Origin of the sequence: Gordonia sp. KTR9 (assembly GCF_000143885.2) — a bacterium.
Classification (GTDB): domain Bacteria; phylum Actinomycetota; class Actinomycetes; order Mycobacteriales; family Mycobacteriaceae; genus Gordonia.
This window is the reverse complement of sequence record NC_018582.1, coordinates 60,729-79,543: the sequence shown is the minus strand read 5'-3', so window position 1 is coordinate 79,543 and position 18,815 is coordinate 60,729. Positions and strand designations below refer to the sequence as shown.

Below are 18,815 nucleotides of genomic sequence, written 5' to 3'. Positions count from 1 at the left end.
TCCCGATCCCGAAAGGGGGAGGAGAATTTTGTTGACAACCAACAACTCTGACCACACCGGAACCGACTGGTTCGACACCGTGCCGGCGTGGGCGTCCACTGGCGAGACCCCGGCTCAGGACATGGCCGATGAGTTGATCGCGGCGGGCTTGGTCGGCCCCCGGGAGGGACAGCCCGCCACCGCGCGACAGAGCGGTGATGAGTGGGGTTGGCTGGGCATCCCTGCCGCCGAACCCGTTCCGGCCCCTGAGGCAGTCGAGCCGAGTGGCGAGATCTACGCCGAGCCCGAACTGGAGGGTCTCGCCGAACCGCAGGCATCGGCCGAGGTATTCGAGGCCCCGGTCACGGCGGCACCGCCGCGGCCGCGGGCGTCGCGTCGTGTCCTGATCGCCGCTGTCGTGGTGGTCGTGGTGGCTGTAGGTGCCGGGATGACGTTCGTGTCCAGCGTTTTTGACGGCGCGACGGAGGGCGATGCACCGCGTGACCCGGTGGCAGTGCTCGGTGGGGGAGTGTCGTCGAGCGCATCGCCGCCGGTGGTCGATGAGTGTCCGGAGAAGACCGCCGGGCCGGTGACGGTGGGCAACGATGCCGGCGACCAGCGTTCGGGTCCCGGAGTGATCAAAGCGTTCGACTACGCCTACTACGTCCGTCGCTCAGGTGCGCAGGCGCGGGCAGTGGCGACCCCGAACGGGGTGGGCGCCACCCAAGCCTTGCAGGCGAGCATCGACGCGCTGCCCGCTGAGACCCGGCACTGCCTGAGGATCACCGATCGCGGCAACGGTTTGTTTGCCGTTCAGCTCACCCAAATCTCGCCGGACGGTGGGCAACCCACCGTCTATCCGCAGCTCATCCAGACCGTCCAGGCCGGAGGAAAAACCTGGATCGCATCCATCAGAAAGGACACCGCTTAACCGCTTGGACTGTCACACCCACAGCACGCCAAGTGTCACGTATTCGCGTTACACCGCAACGTATCTCAGGTTCGGAAAGGACATCAGTTATGACGAATGGAAAACACGGAATCCGGGGAGGGCACGGGGTGGCCCGGCACCGGGCGATCGCGGCCGCTGTCGTGGTGGGGGCGCTGGCCACCGGCCTCGGCGCGGGGCCGGCGCTGGCCGACCCCGAGCAGGGCGGCACGGGACGGAGCGAAGCGACTCCCGAGCAGGGCGGCACCACCTCGACTCCGCAAGCCCCGGAGCAGGGCGGCACCTCGGCGCCGCCCGCCGCTCCGCCTGTCACTGAGCCGGGACCGGGCTTCATCCCCTCGCCGCCGCAAGAGGCGCCGTATCAGCCCTACGTAGCGCCGCAGACCTACAGCGAGCCGACCTATGAGCGGCCGTACACCCCGGCGCCGTCGCGGCCCTACACCGCGCCCCGACCGACGCCGCCGGTGAAGCCGATCGCGCCGCCGCCGGAGATGGTGCGTATCGGCAACATCGTGAGGCCCGTCGATGAGGTGAAGAAGCAGTTCCCTGGGATCACCCGAGCTCAAATCAACTCGATCAACGCCTGGTCGGCCTATGGCGAGGCGAAGATCGCCCAGGGTCTGATCAGCGTGGGCGTGTCCGAGGACGAGGCGACGCGCCAGGCCGCGGCGACGATCATCGGCGTGATGGGCGGCGGCACCGCGGGTGCGCTCGCCCTCGGTGTTCCTGCCGCGGTCGTGGGCGGTGTCGGCGGCGCGGCGATCGGTGGTGTCACCGGCGCGATCATCGGTTCGACACTGGTGGTGCCGTTCCCCGGTGCCCACACCGGGACTGGCGCGCTCATCGGCGCTGGCGCGGGTGCGGCGATCGGTGCAGCGGCACTGGGCATCCCGGCCGCCGTCGTCGGTGGCGTCGCGGGCGGCACCGTCGGCGGTCTCCTGGCCCATGCTCTCGGTGCCGGGGACCCGGGTGCGAACCCGGCTCAGCCGAGGCTTCCCGGCCAGCCCGAACCCAGGCCCCGCACCACACCCGAGCAGGCACCGACCGGCCCCAATCAGTTCGAGGTGCACCTAGCCGCACCCGACGCTGCTCGGGCAGGGCTGCCGGCGGTGGACTACCAGGTCAACGTGCGCGGCGATGTGTCGGCGTCGGTAGACGTGGCCGGTCAGACGGTGCGCGCCGGGTGGTCGGGCGAGCAGGCCCGAGCGCCGTACAACGCGCTTGGCGCCGGCGGCGCCAAGGCGCAGGAGACGGTGCGGCAGTGGACCGAAGAGGCCACCGATCAGCTGAGCAAAGCCGTGCCCGGCCTGCACGTCGCCTGGCCTGGCCAGCAGAAGACGCCCGCTCACCGCTGAGCCGCGGCAGCTTCCCCCCTCGAGAGAAAGGAACACCCACCATGAGCGAACCAACGTCATCGGCGTCGTGGCTGACCGAGACCGGACACCGCCCCCTGATCGGGGTCGGCGGGCGTGCACCCCAGCCCGCGCGGGACGTCGTGAGCGAGCGGCCGGTCATCGTGTGCGGGACCAGCGGAGGCGTGGGCACCTCGGTGGTGTCAGCGTTGCTGGCCGACTACCGCGCGGCTGAGCTGGGGGAGCGCTCGTGGTGGGTGGACCTGTCGCACAACGACAGCGACATGGTCGAGCGCCTCGGCGCCGACGAGCTTGCCAGCAAGGGCTGGTGGCAATCGGGGCGAGGGACCACACTGCGGTCTCCGACCGAGGGGTCCTCGATTCCCACCGCCCTCTACGCGTCGCCGCCGGAGGGGTCCTCGATTCCCAGGGCCCTGTATGAGGCATCGACCACCGGGGCTGCGATCCCGGTGGTCGATGCCGGCACCCGCGCACACGCCGCGGCCGCCACGATCCGCGACCACCACCAAACCGGTGCAGCGACACCGGTTCTGGTCCTCAGTCCGCGCCCTGATCTGATCAACCGCGCACGGCGGGTGTTCTCCCTCTGGGAGGCAGCTGGCGTCCTGGAACACACGGCGCTGGTTGTGTGCTGCCAGATCCCGACGCTCAATCACGCGGCGCTGACCGACATGCTCCACAGCGCGATGACCGGCCGTGTGGCTGCGGTCGTCGCCGTCGACTACGACCCCGTCCTGGGGTCGGGCACAGCCCTGGACCGCGACGCCCAGGAACGGCTGTCCCCGCACACCTGGGACGCCATCGGGGCGCTGGCCGAGTTGACCCGCGACGGCCACGCGGGCACCACCCAGCAGGTGGTGTCGCGGTGACCATGCTGACCCACACACGACTGACGGTGCGTACCGAACCGCTACCAGTGACCGGTGAATTCCCGCCGCTGTTCGCACTATTGGGAGCGCACGGCGGAGCCGGAGTGAGCACCCTAGCGACGATGTGGGCGCCGGCCGCCGACACCGACCGGTGCTGGCCGACCTCGCCGGCGACCACGCGCCGCGTGCTGGTCGTGGCGCGCGAGCATATGAGCGGGATCGCCGCGGCCGCCGACGTGCTGCGCGCAGCCCACGAGGGCACCGCACCCCTCGGAGTGCAGGTGTGCGGACTGATCACCGTGGCCGCCGAACCGGCCCGGGCGAGCAAAGACGTCCTGCGCTATGCCCGCACCGTCGCCGAGCTGGCCCCGCACTCCTACCGCGTTCCGTGGGTCAAATCGCTGATCCCGTTGCTGCACCGGCAGTTACCGACTTGGCGGCCCACTGACGGTGTCAAGGCCACCCGCGCCAACCCCGATGGCGTGCTGGCGTCGGTGCCTAGCGCTATCGCCGCAGTGGGACAGCAGATTTGCGACGACTTGGCAGCCGATCGGGCTGTCGCACACAGCGACCCGTCACAGACGGTCGCCTAACCGAAGGAAGAAGAACACCATGGGAATCGTCCACACCGCATACGGACAGGTGCAGCTCCTCGCCACCGATGTGCAACTGCTGGCCGCCGACGGGATCGATGTCAATCCGCAGGCGCCGCCCGGATCGGAAAAGTTCCTCACCCTCGTGTCGTGGGTGGCGTGGGGGGCATGCCTGGCAGCGGTGGCTGCGCTGATGATCGCCGGCGGCAAGTTCGGTTTCGACCGCCACCAGGGCACCGCCGACAGCGAATCGGCCGCCAAGGTCGTCAAGACGTGCATCGGCTGCGTCATCATCGCCATCGCCGGTGGCCTCGTCGGGGCTCTCACAGCCTGATGAAAGGGACCACACATGCTGATCACACAGCTGGCCGAGCAGCTGCCCGAGGCGGTGACCGGGCCGTTCGAGCAGCTGCTCGGCTGGGTGCTGTGGCTGATCTGTTTAGCCGGGGTGGCACGGCTGTGCTGGATCGGCGGACAGATGGGCCACGCCCACCACAACCCGCATTCCGACCCACCCGACACCCCGCTCGGAGTGGTCCTGGGGCTGATCGTGGGCTCCAGCGCGGTGGGTATCGCCGCGGCACTCGTGTCCTTCTGACCCGCGGCATGCTGAGCCTCGCCCCGCTGGTCGTCGTGGCGACGGCGCTCACCGGCTGTGGGGGCGAGGACGGTCCGGCGGCACAGTCCTCGGCGACGACGCCGCCACCAACCGCACCGCCCACCGAGGTGACGTGGACGACGTTCGGCGGAGTGAAGGTGCCGTGCGCGGATCAAGGACCGAAGGACTGCTACGGGTCGGCTCCCACCGGTTTCGACCACACCGGAGCGGGAGCGGCGCTGGCCGCGATCTCGGCGACCATCCGCATGTCGATCGCCAACGACCAGGCGTGGCCATCAGTGGTGGGCACACTCGTCGCCCCATCCCCGGCACGCGACCAGTGGTCGATCAACCGAGTGCGCATCTCCATCACCGGCCCGGTCGACGACGACAAGGCACCGGTGGTCGAGGGCTACACCATCGACGCCTACACCCCGCAGGCCGCGACGGTCGGCATCATCACCCGCCAACCCGACCAGTCGCTGACGCGCACCACATCCACCGTGCGCTGGTCGGCGGCCGGTGACTGGCTCCTCGAACTACCGCCCACCGACAGCACCACCTCACGGGTTCAGGCCATCGACGCCGCACCCGCGGACATGATCGACCTCCCCAACCCCTCCTAACCCACTGAAGATCGCTGCACCGCAGAAGGAGCCAGCACATGACTTCCGTCCTCGGACTGACGCTCTATCCCATTCCACGAGCCCTGCGCAGGACGCTGACCGTCAGCGCGTGCCTGGGCCTGTTCGGCGGCGTGTTCAACCAGGCCGCGCTGTGGGCAGGCGATGGCTCTCTCGGCCTGATCTTCGGTCTGATCGGTATGGGTGCGGTCACTGTGGGGTTCATTGGCGCGGCGGTGGCCTCGATGATGGACCGGCACGGCCACCCCGCTCCCCGGTGGTCGAGCACCGGCATAGCACTGCTGTCCGCGCCGGCGCTGGTGGCGGCGGGGATCGGCCTGGCGGTGATCGGCTGGACCGGGTTGACCCTGACCGCGCTCGTTCTCTCGATCTGCGCACTCACCGTGAGCTTCTACGCGGTGCCTGCCGAACGCACCGCCGCAGGGAGTGAGCGGGCATGACCACCAACGGCGCTGACGCTGGCACCGGCCGTCGGTGGAACCGGCCTTTCGTGTGGATCACTCTCGCGGTGGTCGGGGTGGCGATCGTGGCAGCGGTCGGTTACGCCGGTTCCCGCCTGGACGACTCAGACGACGCGGCACCGCCGCCACCACCACCTCCCATCAGCACACCGTCGCCAAGCACCGATCCCGGCCAGGATTACATCGGCAACGACGTCGACGTGCTGGGCCGCGGGATGCGTATCCCGGCCGACCCGAACGGCCACGTCCTCGACCAGGACGCGAAAACCTCACCGGCACAGCTGACCAGCCCGCTCCGTGCACCGCAGGGCTTGGAGTGGCAGAAGGTCTACGGGGTGCCGATGCCGTTCAGCACCAGCGACGGACCGACCGCCATCACCGCCGACGGCGTGCCCTCAGGATTCAGCCGCACCCCCCAAGGCGCGGCGCTGGCAAGCTTGCAAATCCTGCTCCGCGCCACCTTCGGCCCACAGAACGTCCGTCAGGCGGTGGTGGACAGCTCCGTGGTCGGTCCAGCCGACCTCAAACGGCAGCTCCTCGCGGTCACCAATGACCCGCAGTACCAGACGATGCCGGCCGCGGTGCAGATCTCCCCGGACCGCTACACCGAGAACGCCGCCTCCATCCGGTGGGCCTTCGGACCGTTCCCGGCCCCCGAAGAATTCCCGACGACCAACGGCACCGTCTACGGCGGCGGTTACATGCCGGTCGTGTGGGACGACGGCCGATGGAAACTGCGCATCACCGAGCAGATGCTTTCCACCGACCAGGGCCTCATGGAGTACATCGACAACCCGGCGTGGTCGACATGGTTCTGACCCACACCATCTGGCCACGACGCCTGCTCATCACGTTCGTCCTCGCGACTGTGCTCGTGCTGCGGGTGCCGTTCGGCGGCAGCGCTGCCGAGGACCCAGGCGCGCAGATGATTCCGGCCGCCGCCGCCGCCCCCGGCGTGGTCGACAACATCAAAGAATGCGCGTCCAGTCCGATCGGATTGCTGACCGGACCGCTGGCCTGCGCGGGCGTCAAATCGGCCACCGGGGCGGTCAAAGACGCCGCCGGTGAGGGCTTCAAATCAATGGTCAAGTCCATGGCCCAGGGCTGGGTGAAGATCCTCCAACTCACCTTGGCGTGGTTCATCAAACTCCCCACCCCGCAATACGCCTCGGACTCGGTCATCCAGGAAATCCAGAAGGCCACCGTGCAAATCCAGCTCTACGGGCTGGCCCTGTCGATCCTGATCGGATCGTGGCGGCTGGTCATGGCCCGTCGGCAGGCAGTGATGAACGAAGCGCAGGAATCGTTCATGGGCCTGGCGAAAACGGTATTCGGGGCGTGGATGTTCGGCGGGGTCCTCACCGCGTGCACCGCCAGTAGCGATGCCCTGTCGAACTGGCTCCTCGAGCAAGGCACCAAGGACAACGAAAACCTCATCACCAACCTCGGTGCGGCGAATCTCCTCACCCTGGGATCGGGGCTGATCCTGATTGTCGCGGTGTGCGGCATCCTCGGCGGCATCTTGCAGGCGGTGCTCCTCATCGGGCGCCAGGCGATGCTCGCTGTGGTCGTCGCGATGGTCCCAGTGGTCGGCAGCTTTGGCGGAACCACCATCGGCAAGATGGCGTTCTCCCGCCTCATCCAGTGGACTATCGCGCTGCTGTTGTGGAAACCCGTAGCCGCGCTGGTGTATTGGGTGGCGTTCAAACTCGGCGGCCACAACGTCGCCTCGCTCAAAGACGCCCAAATGGCGTTGATGGGCTTGATCCTGCTGTCGCTGACTGTGCTGGTCCTGCCGATGCTCACCAAACTCATCTCGGCCGGCGCGGCGATGTCGGGCGGGTCGGGTTTGCAGGCCGGGATGATGGCTGCCGGCGCGGTCACCGCGGCGGGAACCATGGTCGCCACCGGCGGCGCATCCGGTGCGGCCGGCGCCGGATCGGCAGCGGGCGGGTCAACCGCATCCATGTCCGGGGCGTCGATGGGTTCCATGGGCGGACCCACCGGCCCCAGTTCCGGCGGATTGTCCGGGGGCACCGGATCATCCGGCGGACCCTCAGGTTCCGGCGGCGGGGGATCGGGCAGCGGCCGCGGCGGCACCGGCTCCTCCGGGCACGTAGGCCGACACGGCGGGGGCACGGGCTCAGGCGCCGCCGGTGACGCCAGCACCGCAGCGGGTGCGGGCACCGGACCCCAATCCGCCAGCTCATCCGGGGGCGGCGCAAGCAACAGCGGCACCGGATCGGCCGGGATCGGTGACGTCGCGTCCTCAGTCATGAGCGCATCGGAACAACTCTTCGACGACAACTACGAGTCGTCATCCCTGGTCAGCGAAGGAGGCCAATACCGATGACCACTAACACCGCCCACTCCCACAACACCGGTGGTGACGAGCGATGAGCGCGCCGGGGGCGAACGACGTTCTGCTGTATGGGCGGTGGGAGAAGCCGCAGTCACCCGGTCTGTTCGGGATGTCCTGGGGCGCCACGTTGTTCGCTGGTGGCGTGCTGATCGTCGCGGTATTGCAGTTCATGGTCTTCCGGTCGCTGCCGGTGACCGGCGTCGTGTTGTTTGCCGGCGCAGTTGTGTTGGTGCCGCTGGTGCAGAAACGCCGCGGCCGTACTGGTTGGGAGTTGATGATCGTGAGGTTTGCGTTCTGGAGCGCCAAGCGCAAGGGGCACACCACGTTCCGCGGCGGCGTGTTCGGGGTGGTACCCGGGCGGTGCCAGATGCCCGGTATCGCCGGGGATACCCGGTTGTATGAGTACGAGCTGAGTTCGGGCCACCGGTTCGGCCTGATCCATGCCCGCGCGAAGGACCACTACACGGTGGTGCTCTCGACCCAGCCCCAAGGTCAGGAACTCGTCGAGCAATCCCAGATCAACAACTGGGTACGCGGCTGGGACGACTTCCTGTCCGGACTGGGCAAGACCCACAACGTGGCCGGGGCCATGGTCGTGGTGGAAACACTGCCCGACAACGGGACTCGTATTGCCGCCGAGGTGCGGGCGATCACCTCGAAGGAGGGGCCGGAGTTCTCCCGCGAGGTGATGGCGCAGACGGCGCTGTACCGGATGTCGGCGAAAGTCCGCAACGAGGTGCGGGTGTCGATCACCTTCCGGCGGCAGCGCGAAGCCGACAGCAACGAGGTCGCCGATCAGGGTGCGGCGATCGGCCGTCTGCTGTCGACGATCGTGGGTCGGGCCGCGGCCGCGGGCCTGGATGCCACACCGATGAGCGCTGGCGAATTGTGCGCGGTGGCCACCCGCGCGTTTCGTCCGGAGCTCGACCGCGAGCTGGAGACGATGCTCTCCCGCGACGAGCAGGACGAGTTGCGGTGGGACCGCACCGGGTGTGCCGGTGCGAAAGCTGAGTGGGACCACTACGTGCACAACGGCTACCGATCGGTGACCTGGGAGATGGCCGAGGCCCCGGCCGGCACGGTCACCCACGAGGCGTTGCGGCCGCTGCTGGTGCCGCGGATGGACATTCCGCGCAAACGGGTGGCCATCGTGTACCGCATCCACAACGAAGCCGAAGCGGTCAAACTCGTCGACACCGACTTCAAGAACGCCCTGTCCGCCGAACAGGCAAAGACCGGTATCGGCTCGGCCGCGGCGTCGATCCGCGTGGACAACACCCGCGCGGCGCGGGTCGAACAGCACCGCGGCGCCGGGCTGACCCGGTTCGGCATGCTGATCACCCTGACAGCCCCGCGCGACGCCGATCACCCGCAGCTGGCCGCCGAACTCGAAGGCATGACCTCAGCGGCCCGGATAGGAGTGCAGCGGGTCTACGGCGGGCAGGACTCGGCATTCGCCGGGTCGCTGGGCCTGGGCATTCTGCTGCCCGAATACGCCACGGTCAACAAGCGCCTGAGCGCCTGAGCCCCGGGGAGACGGACAACCATGACAACTCTGTTGACCTCACGTCGGCCCAACACCGCACGCGTCGAGACGTGCGAGATTCCTGACTCGGTGCGCATCGGCGGTGTGGTCGTCATGACCGCCAGCCGCTATGAGGCGCTGAAAGAAGATGCGGCGAGTAAGACCGGGTTTGCCGGTCGGGGTGCTCGGCGCCGTCTGGCCGCAGAGAATCGGCGGCGCGCCCGGGCGATCACCCGTGTGGTCGAGCAGGGCGGGTTCGACATCGAAAGCCCCGACCCCGGGCACCGGGGAACGGCGAAGCCCGGCGGCGGCCGCACGTCGATCGTGTTGCGGATGCCGGAGTGGCGCGCGACCAGTGCGCAGGTGGCCGGCGGGTTCTGGCCGTTCTCCATCGGCGCGTCCTCGCCGCTGCTGGGCACACCGCTGGGCGCGCACTTGCAGACCGGACAGGACTTCGGCTGCGATCCGCTGACCTGGTTCCTCGCTGGACTGATCACCGCCCCGATCGCGTTCGTGCTGGCGCTCAACGGGTTCGGAAAATCCTCGCTGGTGCGGCGCCTGGCGGAGGGCAACATGGCCCAAGGCCACACCTCGTTGTTCCTCGGCGACATCAAACCCGACTACGCCGACCTGACCCGCGCCAACGGCGGCCAGGTCATCACCGGCGGCTACGGGCATCAACAGATCAACCCGCTCGGCGCCGGAGCGCTCGGCGAGGTCCTGGACCAGCTGCGCGAGCGGGCCGCGGCGATGGAGGCCGATCCACAGGCCAGTCGGCGTGGCCTGGAGAAGCTGCGCGAGCAGATCACCCAGGTGAGTGCGGACCTGCGGTCGCGGCAGGTCGCCACCGTGGCCGGTCTGGTGGAGATCAACCGCGGCCGCGCGGTCGAGGACTTCGAAGACACCCTGCTGGGCTCGGCGCTGGACATCCTCTATACCCCGGTCAAGCAGCAGGGGAAGGGATTCACCGGCGCGAACCCGCCGATCCTCGAAGACCTCTACGCCGTGGTCAAGGCCGGATCGGACAGCCTGTTCGAGGACGCCGCGGTCGAGACACCTGAGGCATATGTCGCGGCGACGGCGAACCTGCTGCGGTCGTTGCGGGCGTTGGTGCGCGGGCGGTTGGGCCGGGTCCTCAACGGCCACACCACCGAGCCGATCGACGTCAACGCCCCGGCGGTGTGTGTCGATGTGTCGCGGGTTCCCAAGGGCGACAAGAAACTCAAGGCGGCTCTGCTGCTGGTGTGCTGGTCGGACGGGTTCGGCGCGGTCGAGGCCGCCCACGTCCTCGCCGACGCCGGGTTGGGTCCGCGACGCACCTTCCAGGTCATCATCGACGAGCTGTGGCAGGTCATCGGCTCTGGCGCCGGGATCGTCGACCGCGTCGACGCGCTCGTGCGTTTGAACCGCTCGGATGCGGTGTCGCTGATCATGATCACCCACTCGGTGGCCGACCTGTCGGCGTTCGAGTCTCAGGCGGATGCGAACAAGGCGATCGGGTTCCTCGAGAAGGCGCGACTGAAGTTCATCGGACCGGTCGGCACCGAAGAACTCGACCGGCTCTCCACGGTCACCCACTTCAACGCCGCCGAACGGGCCTTGGTCACCTCCGCGGCGTCCACACCGCCGCCGTCGGAGTCGGTGCTGCGCAAGCTGCGTGCCCGCATGCGGGCCGGGGATGACGCCTCGACGACCTCAGCCGACCGCCCACGTCCGCACGGTCAGGGTGTGTTCCTGCTCAAGAGTGGTGAGGACGAGCGGCCCGGTACCCCGTTCCGGCTGAACTTCACCCCAATCGAAGCCGACGGCGGCGTGCACAACACCAGCGGCCGGTTCACCGGCGTGACCACCCGATCCGGTGATGCGGCATGAGCACCCCGGAGTTCGATCGCCGCTACGGCTGGATCGACCCCGAGATTCGGGAACTGGCCGTGGCCGCAGTGCGGGAAGTCCTGCCGCATGCGCGGTCACTGTGGGCGGCGTGCACCGAAGTCTCTCAACAGTTCTCGGTGCACCCGAACACCATCAAAAACTGGTATCAGAAGGCTGTCGCTGACGAAGAGGCCGTACCGCAGGCCGGCAGCAATCTGGAGCTGGCCGCGGCGCGTGAGCAGTTGCGCGCCTTGACCCAGCTCAACGCCGATCTTATCGCGGCGCTCAAGGACCGGGCGCGGCCATGAATGACGGGGCCAAGGGGGGTCTGGCCGCAGCGCTGGCGCTGATCGTCGCGATACCGCTGATTGTCGTCACGATGCTCAGCACCGTGGTGACCGACTGCGAGACCCCCGGCTCAGGCGCGGAATCCAGTGGGGGTAACCCCGGGCAGCGGACCATGCCGATGAAAAAGGGCACCTACAGTGTGACCTCGGGTTTCGGTCCGCGTGGCGGGGCGATGCACCAGGGAACGGACTTCGGCTCCCAGCCCGGGGTGCCGATCTACGCCGCGTTCGACGGCAGCGTGTCCAAGTCGGGTCCGGCCAGCGGGTTCGGCCAGTGGATTGTGCTGTCGCACAACATCGACGGCGAACGCGTCGACACGGTCTACGGGCACATGTTCCCCCAGGACCTCATGGTCAAAGCCGGCCAGAAGGTGACCGCGGGACAGCAGATTTCCCGTGCCGGCTACAACGGCGAAGTCTCCCCACCCGGCCCTGGCGGTACGCACCTGCATTTCGAGGTGTGGGAAGGCGGCTGGGGGCAGCGAGCGATCGACCCGATGCCCTGGCTCAAAGGCGCCCGCGAACCGGGCAGCGCCCCTCCGCCACGAGCACCGGCCGGCGGCGATGCGACCGACTCCGACGTGGTGACGGTGGCGGACTGGAACAAGGTCGCCGAACACGAATCCGGCGGCAACTGGGCCATCAACACCGGCAACGGCTACTACGGCGGGTTGCAGTTCTCGGCGAGCACCTGGACCGGGTTCGGGGGAGCGAAGTACGCCCCGACCGCCGACAAGGCCACCCCGGGTCAGCAGATGGAGATCGCCAACAAGACGTTGCAGGGACAGGGCTGGGACGCCTGGCCGGTGACCTCCCGAAAGGCCGGGGTCCGCAGCAAGAAACCCGCCCCGGAGGGCACGTTCGTCGACAGCGCACCCGCCCGCGCACCACCACCCGCGCCACCGGCAGCAGGTGCACCGCGGGCGGAGACCCTCGGCGCGGTCACCGACAGCAGCGGCGAACTCGACGTGTCCAAGCCAATGGCGTCCCGCCTGGGGTCAGAGGCGCACTTCCAGACCAACACCGTGCGACTGGTCCGCGCTGTCGCCCAACGGTTCCCGCAACTGAAAACAATCGGCGGATGGCGCGCCGACGGCGGCGGATTCAGCGACCACCCCGATGGCCGCGCCGCCGACATCATGATCCCCAACGACGGCCGCGACCCGGCGAACGTCGAGCTGGGCAACCGCATCCAGCGCTATGTGATGGCCAACAAAGACGTCTTTCACGTCGAGTACACCATCTGGCGGCAGTACTACCAGCCCGCCCGCGGCCCCGGCAACGTCATGCCCGACCGCGGCGGTTGGACAGCGAATCACTTCGACCACGTGCACGTCACCGTCGACCGTTCCCCGCTCTACAACGGCGAAGACCTCGGCCGGATCCGCGATCGCGGTGGCGATGCCGGCGGCAGTAGCGGATCAGACGACTGCGCACCCGAGGGCACCCCTGGCGGCGGTGGCGGCAACGTCAAGCTCGGGACAGTGCCAGCGGACTGGGCGCGCTGGTACAACGAGGCTGGCAAGATCTGCCCGCAGATCACCTCCTCACTGTTGGCCTCGCAGGGCAAGCAGGAGACAGGGTTTCGCGCAACCGCAGTGTCCCCGGATGCGGCGATGGGACCGGGCCAGTTCATCCCCTCGACGTGGGCCACCTACGGCAAGGACTACGACCGCGACGGCCGTGTCGACCCGTACTCCCTCGGCGACGGAATCATGGCCCAGGGCCACTTCATGTGCGACATCGCCAAGCAGATCGACGGGTGGATCACCTCGGGTGCCGTCGACGAGCGCAGCGGCCCGAACAAGGACCGCCGCGACCTGTACCTGGCCGGCTACAACGCCGGCCCCGGTGCGGTGCAGTCCTCCGGCGGGTTCCCCAACCAACATCCGCGGCACTTCTCCGAGACCCGCCCCTACGCCGAAACCATCATCCGCAACGAGCCCGCATTCCGCGACTCGCTACCCGTAGAACGATAGGAGTCCCGCCATGCACCGATACCTGCACACCGGCCTTCGGCTGGCCGTACTCGGCGGCATCGCGCTGGTGGTGGCGCTCGTGCTCAGCGCGTGCGGCGGCGACAGCCCCGACCCGCACAGCGACGAGCACGCCAGCGGCCACGACCACAGCCACGAGCTTCCGACCGGCGACGGCCCGCAACCCGGCGCCAGTCCGGACGAGTCGGCAACCGAAGCGCTGCAACGCATCTACAGCTGGGAACCGGCCACCGACGCCGATTCCGGCGACGGGATGCGCCGCGCGGTGCCGTGGCTGTCCGGGGCACTACGCACCGTGGCCACCCGCGGCGGCGACGACACGGTGCGGGCGCTGCCCGAGTGGCAGCAGTGGCGCACCAACCACGACATCGTTACCGCGGCGGTGAAAGTCACCGCGCGCGCCGACCCGCCCGGCGCCCTCGACGTCGAGCGCCGCGCCCTGGTCACCCAGGACGTCATGCACGCCGACGGCACCTCCACGCCGTGGCGGCTGATGACCTTCACCCTCGCGCTCTCCCGTGATGACGACCAGCGCTGGCGGATGTGGCGCATGGACCTGATCGACACCACGACGTTAGGAGCAGCACAGTGAGCGTCCCCTACGACCCGAACAACCCCTACGCCGACGGGTACGACGCCCACGGCTACGACTCGGCAGGTTTCGACCGCGACGGCTACGACGCACTCGGATACGACCGCTACGGGTTCGGCCGGGCCGGACGTGACCGCCTGGGCCGCGACCGCGACGGGTTCTACCTCGACGGCTACAACGAGGCCGGTTACGACATCGACGGCTACGACCGTGCCGGGTTCAACCGCTACGGCTATGACCGCACCGGACACGACCGCACCGGACACCGCTCACCGGCACCACCGCGGCCGCCGACGGCTCGTGAGAGCGTCAACGGCCTGATCGGCGGAAGCCTGGTGACCGTGGCCGTCACGGCCACCGTCACCGCCCTGGTGGTGTGGCTGCTGCGGTATCTGACCGACCGCACCCCGGCCGCGGTGTGGGAACACCTCGCCAGCACGCCGCCGGTGACGCCGAGCCCGGCCAGCGCCGCGATAACCGCAGCCGCCCTCTCGGTCGCCGGGATCGCCGCGATGGTCGTGATGACCGTCTACACCCCCGGCGGGGCCGGCATGTTCCGGCTGCTGCTGGCCCTGGTCGGGGCGTGTCTGGTCATCGCGATGGCCAGCAGCCACGACGCCGCGACCTGGGTGGCCTCCACGGTCATCGTCGCCGCGGCCGGTGCCGCGATCGCCGCGCTAGCACCCACCATCCGCCCTCGAACATCAACCGCCACAACCGGAAAGGAACTGCGATGAGCACCACCACGAAGAAAAAGAACAGCGCCTCCGACGCCAAGGACTGGGACACCGCCCGAGACTCCGTGCGCGACAACGCTGACACGCTCAAAGCGATGACCAGCCACTCCGAGCTGTTCAGCTGGGCCAAAGAGCACGGCATCGACACCGGCTCGCTGTTCCGCAAGTGGAAGACCGAGCTGCGCAAACAGCTCCACGTCGACTACGACGACCTGCGGCAGAAGGCGTTCGACGCCCGCCTGGCCGAGATGGACGCCGCGGCCGAGGCCGCACCGCAGGTGATGTTGTATGCCGCCGGCGACAGCGAGGTCAACTCGTTCGCAGTGTGCTCCGAGCACGGTGAAGATCCCTGGTACGGGGAGTTCCACGACAACGACCGGGTCGACGATCAGGACAGCGCCGACCTCGAAGCCGCCCGTAAGGCGATCTACCTCGCCGGCCAGGCCCGCGAGGACAAGAAGCTCGACCTGATCGGGTTGCGGCTGGTGGTGTCCAACCACCGGGTGACCACCCGAGCGTTGCAGCGAGACATCCTCAGGCACAGTGTGTTCGTCACCGTTGAGGTCGTCGACAACGGTGAGGACAACCCGGCGCTGGAGGTCTGTCGGATGCCCGGCTTCCGCACCTGGCGTGAGGTGTCGTTGACCGACCTCCTCGACGCCGCCGAGCCCACGGCCGCCCAGGATGAGGGTGAGGTCGCCTGATGGCCGCCACACCGGGCACCTCCACCGAACCCGCCCGCAACCACTCCGACAAAGTCCTGTTCGCCGGGGTCGGTGTGGTCGTGGTGGTGTCGCTGCTGTGCTGGGCGGCATTGCATCTGGCCGGCGGGCAGACGGTGCCAGCCAACCCGTTCGCCGCGCCGATCGAGCTCGTCACCGGTGACCTGCGCTGGCCGACCGCGGCCACGGTGTGGCTGATCGTCATCCTGCTGCCGGTCGCCGCGGCCGCCGGATATGCGGTGCTGCGCTGGCGGCGCCGGCCGAAGCGCTCGCGCGTCGACACCGCCCAGCAGCACTTGGGCAGCGGCGCCGACATCGCGTCGGTGACCGAGAAGTCGGTCGCCGCCAAGGCCAGGGACCTCGGCGTCGACCAGGACGCGGCCCCGGCCGGGTTCTCCAGCACCATCGGTGTGCCGCTCGGAAAGACCCTGTCGGGCAACCCGATCTACGGATCGTTTGAGGACATGCACCTCGACATCTGGGGACCCCGCCAGGGCAAGTCCACCTCGAGGATCATTCCGGCGATCTGCGAGGCCCCCGGGGCGGTGTTGGCCACGGAGAACAAGCGCGGCAACCTCGACCACACCCGCCTGGTCCGGGAGTTCCGCGACGCCACCGGCGCCCCGACCCGGCAGGTGTGGGTGTTCGACCCGCAATCAGTGGCCAACGAGGAGCCGTGGTGGTTCTGGGACCCGCTGAGCTACGTCACCGACGAGACCCGCGCCGAAGAACTCGCCCAACTCTTCGCCGCCGGCGACGACGGCCAGGACGCCAAGAAGGACCCCTACTTCGAACCCGAGGGCGAAGACCTGCTGGCCAACCTCATCCTTGCCTCCGCGCTCGCCGGGGAACCGATCACCACGGTGTTCGAGCGGCTGGTGGTGCGCGCAGACGGCCACGACGCGGTCGCGATCCTGCGCGAGCACGACTACCCGATGGTCGCCCACGCGCTCAATGCCCGCCTGAACCTCACCGACAAGCAGGCAGACGGCATCTGGGGAACCGCGGTCAAGATGGCCAAATGTCTCCGCGGGCGCAACGTTCGGCCGTGGGTGTCGCGCACCGGTCCCGACGACCATCGTCCGCACCTCGATCTCGCCAGCTACATCCGCCGCGGTGAAACGTTGTACTGCCTCTCGCGTGAAGGTGTGGGGTCGGTCGGCCCGCTGGTCGCGGCGTTGACCATGGCCACCACCAAAACCGCCGAGGCGATCGCCACCGCCTCCCCAGGCGGGCGGCTACCGGTGCCGCTGCTGTGCGCCCTCGATGAGGCCGCCAACGTCGTGCGCTGGCCCGATCTGCCGAAGCTGTACTCGCACTACGGGTCCCGAGGAATCATCATCATGACCATCCTGCAATCGTGGTCCCAAGGGATCGGGGTGTTCGGGGAACGGCCGATGAAACTGCTCGAATCGTCGTCGAACATCTACATCTACGGCGGCAACGTCCGCGAGACCACCTACCTGGAAAGCCTGACCAAGCTCGCCGGCCAGTACGAACGCCGCGCGCTCAACGTGTCGCGGTCCAGCGGAGCGGGCAAAAGCTCTGGCTCACAGTCGGTGTCGGAGCACACCACCCGCGAGAACATCTTCACCATCCGTGACCTCGCTTCCTGGCCCCGGGGCCGGATGCTGCTGTTCTCCGCCGGCAACCCGCCGACGATCCTGCAACCGATCCCGTGGATGGACAAACCCTACGCACCACTGATCCGCCAATCACTGGCCGAGTACGGACCCCAGAAGCAGGACGACGTGGCCACACCCGCCGCGACCGTCGACACCGCTGACGAAGGAGACGCGGCATGACCGACCTGCTGATTGATGACGACTTCGACGATTTCGCCGAGTCCGACGACGACGTGGGGTACGAGGCATCGGCGTCCCCGGACACCGAGTTTGAGTCGGTCTATGAGTTCGTCGACGACCACCTCGTGCTGCTCTACGCCCGCCACGTCGAGACCAAGCCCGGGCGGCTGTGGTGCCCGCGCTGGTTCGACCACGCCGAGGCCGTCTCACGACTGGAAGCGCTGTGGCGCGCTTATGAATCGCTGCGCCTGGACCCCGCGACCGGGATGAGTGTGTGGTGGCGCGATCACGCCGACCACCACATGGCGATCCTGATGTCGGCCGACGGCCCGTTCGAGGGATGCAGCGCCGACCGAGGCCACAACCGGCCGCCGAGACCGCTTCCCACCGAGCAACTGACCGACCGCGCCCTGCGCGCCGCGATGAGCGCCACCGACGAAGAGGACACCACCGATGAATGAGCACGAGCAGGAAACCCGCGAACTCGAACAAGGCATGGAACGGGCGTTGGCGGTGGCCATCGCCCACACCTCCTCGCTGATCGAGTCATGGGCTCGTCGCGCGGCGAACAAGGCCCGCGAGAACGCCGCGGACACTGCCCCGCAGGCGCCGAACGAGGTGTACACCAACCTCGCCGCCGAAGCCGCCGACACCCAGCGGCAGGTGCGCGCCGAACTCGCTGTCGCCCAACCCAATGCCGACTACTGGAAACACGCCAGCCCCGACGAGCTCGCCCGAAAAATCCGCGAGGACTACGGCATCGAACCCGCCCGGCTGGGGGAGCGCACCCACGACCGGCACTGGGCCGAACGCGCCGACGGCCGCAACGTCATCGACCTTTACGCCATGGCCGACCGCTACGCCGAGCAGAGCGCGACCGCGGCCGCGGTCCGCGACAACATCGGTGACCTGATCCGCGACTACGGCCTCGACCCCGACGAACTGATGCGCAGCTCACCCCACGAGGCCGCCGACCGCTACACCCAATCCCGCGCCGAGCACTGGGCGCCCGGGCAGCCGCCAGCACTGAGCGCCGATGGCCGCGACGCCACCGACCGCGACGGCGTGCACGTGGCCGCGCTGCTGACCCATGCCCAAGCCGCCGACCTCGACGCCGAACAGGCCGCCGAGCTGTCAGACCTGGCCACCGAACGTGCCGACGCAGCCACCACGACCGAGGTTGGCGAACAGACCGGGCAGTCCCGAGCAGAACGCGTGGCCGCGGCGAGCACATCCGAGAGCGGTAAAGCCGCCGCGACTGCCGCCCGCGACCACCCCACTAACCCGCGCAGGGCCGCCGCCAGCGCCGGCCAGAAACAACCCACCGCCCGGCGGTCCAGCACCCTCACCGCCGACCGCCAACGCGGCCGCGGCCTCTAACCACCGACCC

Annotated in this window: 20 protein-coding genes; all 20 read left to right on the top strand. The window is 68.8% G+C overall.

The window, feature by feature from the left end; translation table 11 throughout:
- Positions 1-31: 31 nt before the first annotated feature.
- The 20 genes from KTR9_RS25525 (at position 32) to KTR9_RS25430 (ending at position 18,805) form a co-directional block, all read left to right on the top strand.
- A complete protein-coding gene (locus KTR9_RS25525; RefSeq protein WP_148281331.1) occupies positions 32-910 on the top strand; it encodes a hypothetical protein in 879 nt (292 codons plus the stop codon).
- Between the two features lie 89 nt (positions 911-999).
- Positions 1,000-2,283: a hypothetical protein gene (locus tag KTR9_RS25520; protein ID WP_044508643.1), complete on the top strand. Its 1,284-nt coding sequence runs from the start codon at positions 1,000-1,002 to the stop codon at positions 2,281-2,283.
- Between the two features lie 41 nt (positions 2,284-2,324).
- Positions 2,325-3,170: a hypothetical protein gene (locus KTR9_RS25515; protein WP_014928850.1), complete on the top strand. Its 846-nt coding sequence runs from the start codon at positions 2,325-2,327 to the stop codon at positions 3,168-3,170.
- Between the two features lie 2 nt (positions 3,171-3,172).
- Positions 3,173-3,763 carry a DUF6668 family protein gene (locus KTR9_RS25510; RefSeq protein WP_044508680.1) on the top strand — a complete coding sequence of 197 codons (591 nt, stop codon included), beginning with the start codon at positions 3,173-3,175 and terminating at the stop codon, positions 3,761-3,763.
- A 19-nt stretch (positions 3,764-3,782) separates the two neighbouring features.
- Positions 3,783-4,097: a hypothetical protein gene (locus KTR9_RS25505; RefSeq protein ID WP_014928848.1), complete on the top strand. Its 315-nt coding sequence runs from the start codon at positions 3,783-3,785 to the stop codon at positions 4,095-4,097.
- Between the two features lie 15 nt (positions 4,098-4,112).
- Positions 4,113-4,361 (top strand): hypothetical protein, encoded by a 249-nt coding sequence (locus KTR9_RS25500; protein WP_005199747.1) that lies wholly within the window; start codon positions 4,113-4,115, stop codon positions 4,359-4,361.
- A gap of 8 nt (positions 4,362-4,369) precedes the next feature.
- Positions 4,370-4,987 (top strand): hypothetical protein, encoded by a 618-nt coding sequence (locus KTR9_RS25495; protein ID WP_014928847.1) that lies wholly within the window; start codon positions 4,370-4,372, stop codon positions 4,985-4,987.
- 38 nt (positions 4,988-5,025) lie between these two features.
- The gene (locus tag KTR9_RS25490) at positions 5,026-5,445 is read left to right on the top strand and encodes a hypothetical protein (RefSeq protein WP_014928846.1); all 420 of its coding nucleotides are present in this window, start codon (positions 5,026-5,028) and stop codon (positions 5,443-5,445) included.
- Entirely contained in the window at positions 5,442-6,284 is an 843-nt protein-coding gene (locus KTR9_RS25485) for a hypothetical protein (protein WP_014928845.1), read from the top strand. Before KTR9_RS25490 ends, KTR9_RS25485 begins: the two co-directional genes overlap by 4 nt.
- Positions 6,275-7,819 carry a hypothetical protein gene (locus tag KTR9_RS25480; RefSeq protein WP_044508678.1) on the top strand — a complete coding sequence of 515 codons (1,545 nt, stop codon included), beginning with the start codon at positions 6,275-6,277 and terminating at the stop codon, positions 7,817-7,819. The genes KTR9_RS25485 and KTR9_RS25480 overlap by 10 nt, the downstream gene beginning before the upstream one ends.
- A 43-nt stretch (positions 7,820-7,862) precedes the next feature.
- Positions 7,863-9,353: an SCO6880 family protein gene (locus KTR9_RS25475; protein WP_014928843.1), complete on the top strand. Its 1,491-nt coding sequence runs from the start codon at positions 7,863-7,865 to the stop codon at positions 9,351-9,353.
- A 21-nt stretch (positions 9,354-9,374) separates the two neighbouring features.
- Positions 9,375-11,225, top strand: a complete 1,851-nt coding sequence (locus KTR9_RS25470) for a hypothetical protein (protein WP_014928842.1) — start codon at positions 9,375-9,377, stop codon at positions 11,223-11,225.
- Positions 11,222-11,533, top strand: a complete 312-nt coding sequence (locus tag KTR9_RS25465; protein WP_005199755.1) for a hypothetical protein — start codon at positions 11,222-11,224, stop codon at positions 11,531-11,533. The genes KTR9_RS25470 and KTR9_RS25465 overlap by 4 nt, the downstream gene beginning before the upstream one ends.
- Positions 11,530-13,551: a transglycosylase family protein gene (locus KTR9_RS28190; protein ID WP_014928841.1), complete on the top strand. Its 2,022-nt coding sequence runs from the start codon at positions 11,530-11,532 to the stop codon at positions 13,549-13,551. Before KTR9_RS25465 ends, KTR9_RS28190 begins: the two co-directional genes overlap by 4 nt.
- A gap of 10 nt (positions 13,552-13,561) precedes the next feature.
- Positions 13,562-14,161: a hypothetical protein gene (locus KTR9_RS25455; RefSeq protein WP_014928840.1), complete on the top strand. Its 600-nt coding sequence runs from the start codon at positions 13,562-13,564 to the stop codon at positions 14,159-14,161.
- On the top strand, positions 14,158-14,898 hold the full coding sequence (locus tag KTR9_RS25450; RefSeq protein WP_014928839.1) for a hypothetical protein: 741 nt from the start codon (positions 14,158-14,160) through the stop codon (positions 14,896-14,898). Before KTR9_RS25455 ends, KTR9_RS25450 begins: the two co-directional genes overlap by 4 nt.
- Positions 14,895-15,602: a hypothetical protein gene (locus KTR9_RS25445; protein ID WP_014928838.1), complete on the top strand. Its 708-nt coding sequence runs from the start codon at positions 14,895-14,897 to the stop codon at positions 15,600-15,602. The genes KTR9_RS25450 and KTR9_RS25445 overlap by 4 nt, the downstream gene beginning before the upstream one ends.
- The gene (locus tag KTR9_RS25440; protein ID WP_014928837.1) at positions 15,602-17,425 is read left to right on the top strand and encodes a type IV secretory system conjugative DNA transfer family protein; all 1,824 of its coding nucleotides are present in this window, start codon (positions 15,602-15,604) and stop codon (positions 17,423-17,425) included. The genes KTR9_RS25445 and KTR9_RS25440 overlap by 1 nt, the downstream gene beginning before the upstream one ends.
- Positions 17,422-17,886, top strand: a complete 465-nt coding sequence (locus KTR9_RS25435; RefSeq protein WP_014928836.1) for a DUF4913 domain-containing protein — start codon at positions 17,422-17,424, stop codon at positions 17,884-17,886. Before KTR9_RS25440 ends, KTR9_RS25435 begins: the two co-directional genes overlap by 4 nt.
- The gene (locus tag KTR9_RS25430; RefSeq protein ID WP_014928835.1) at positions 17,879-18,805 is read left to right on the top strand and encodes a hypothetical protein; all 927 of its coding nucleotides are present in this window, start codon (positions 17,879-17,881) and stop codon (positions 18,803-18,805) included. Before KTR9_RS25435 ends, KTR9_RS25430 begins: the two co-directional genes overlap by 8 nt.
- The last annotated feature ends 10 nt before the right edge of the window (positions 18,806-18,815 follow it).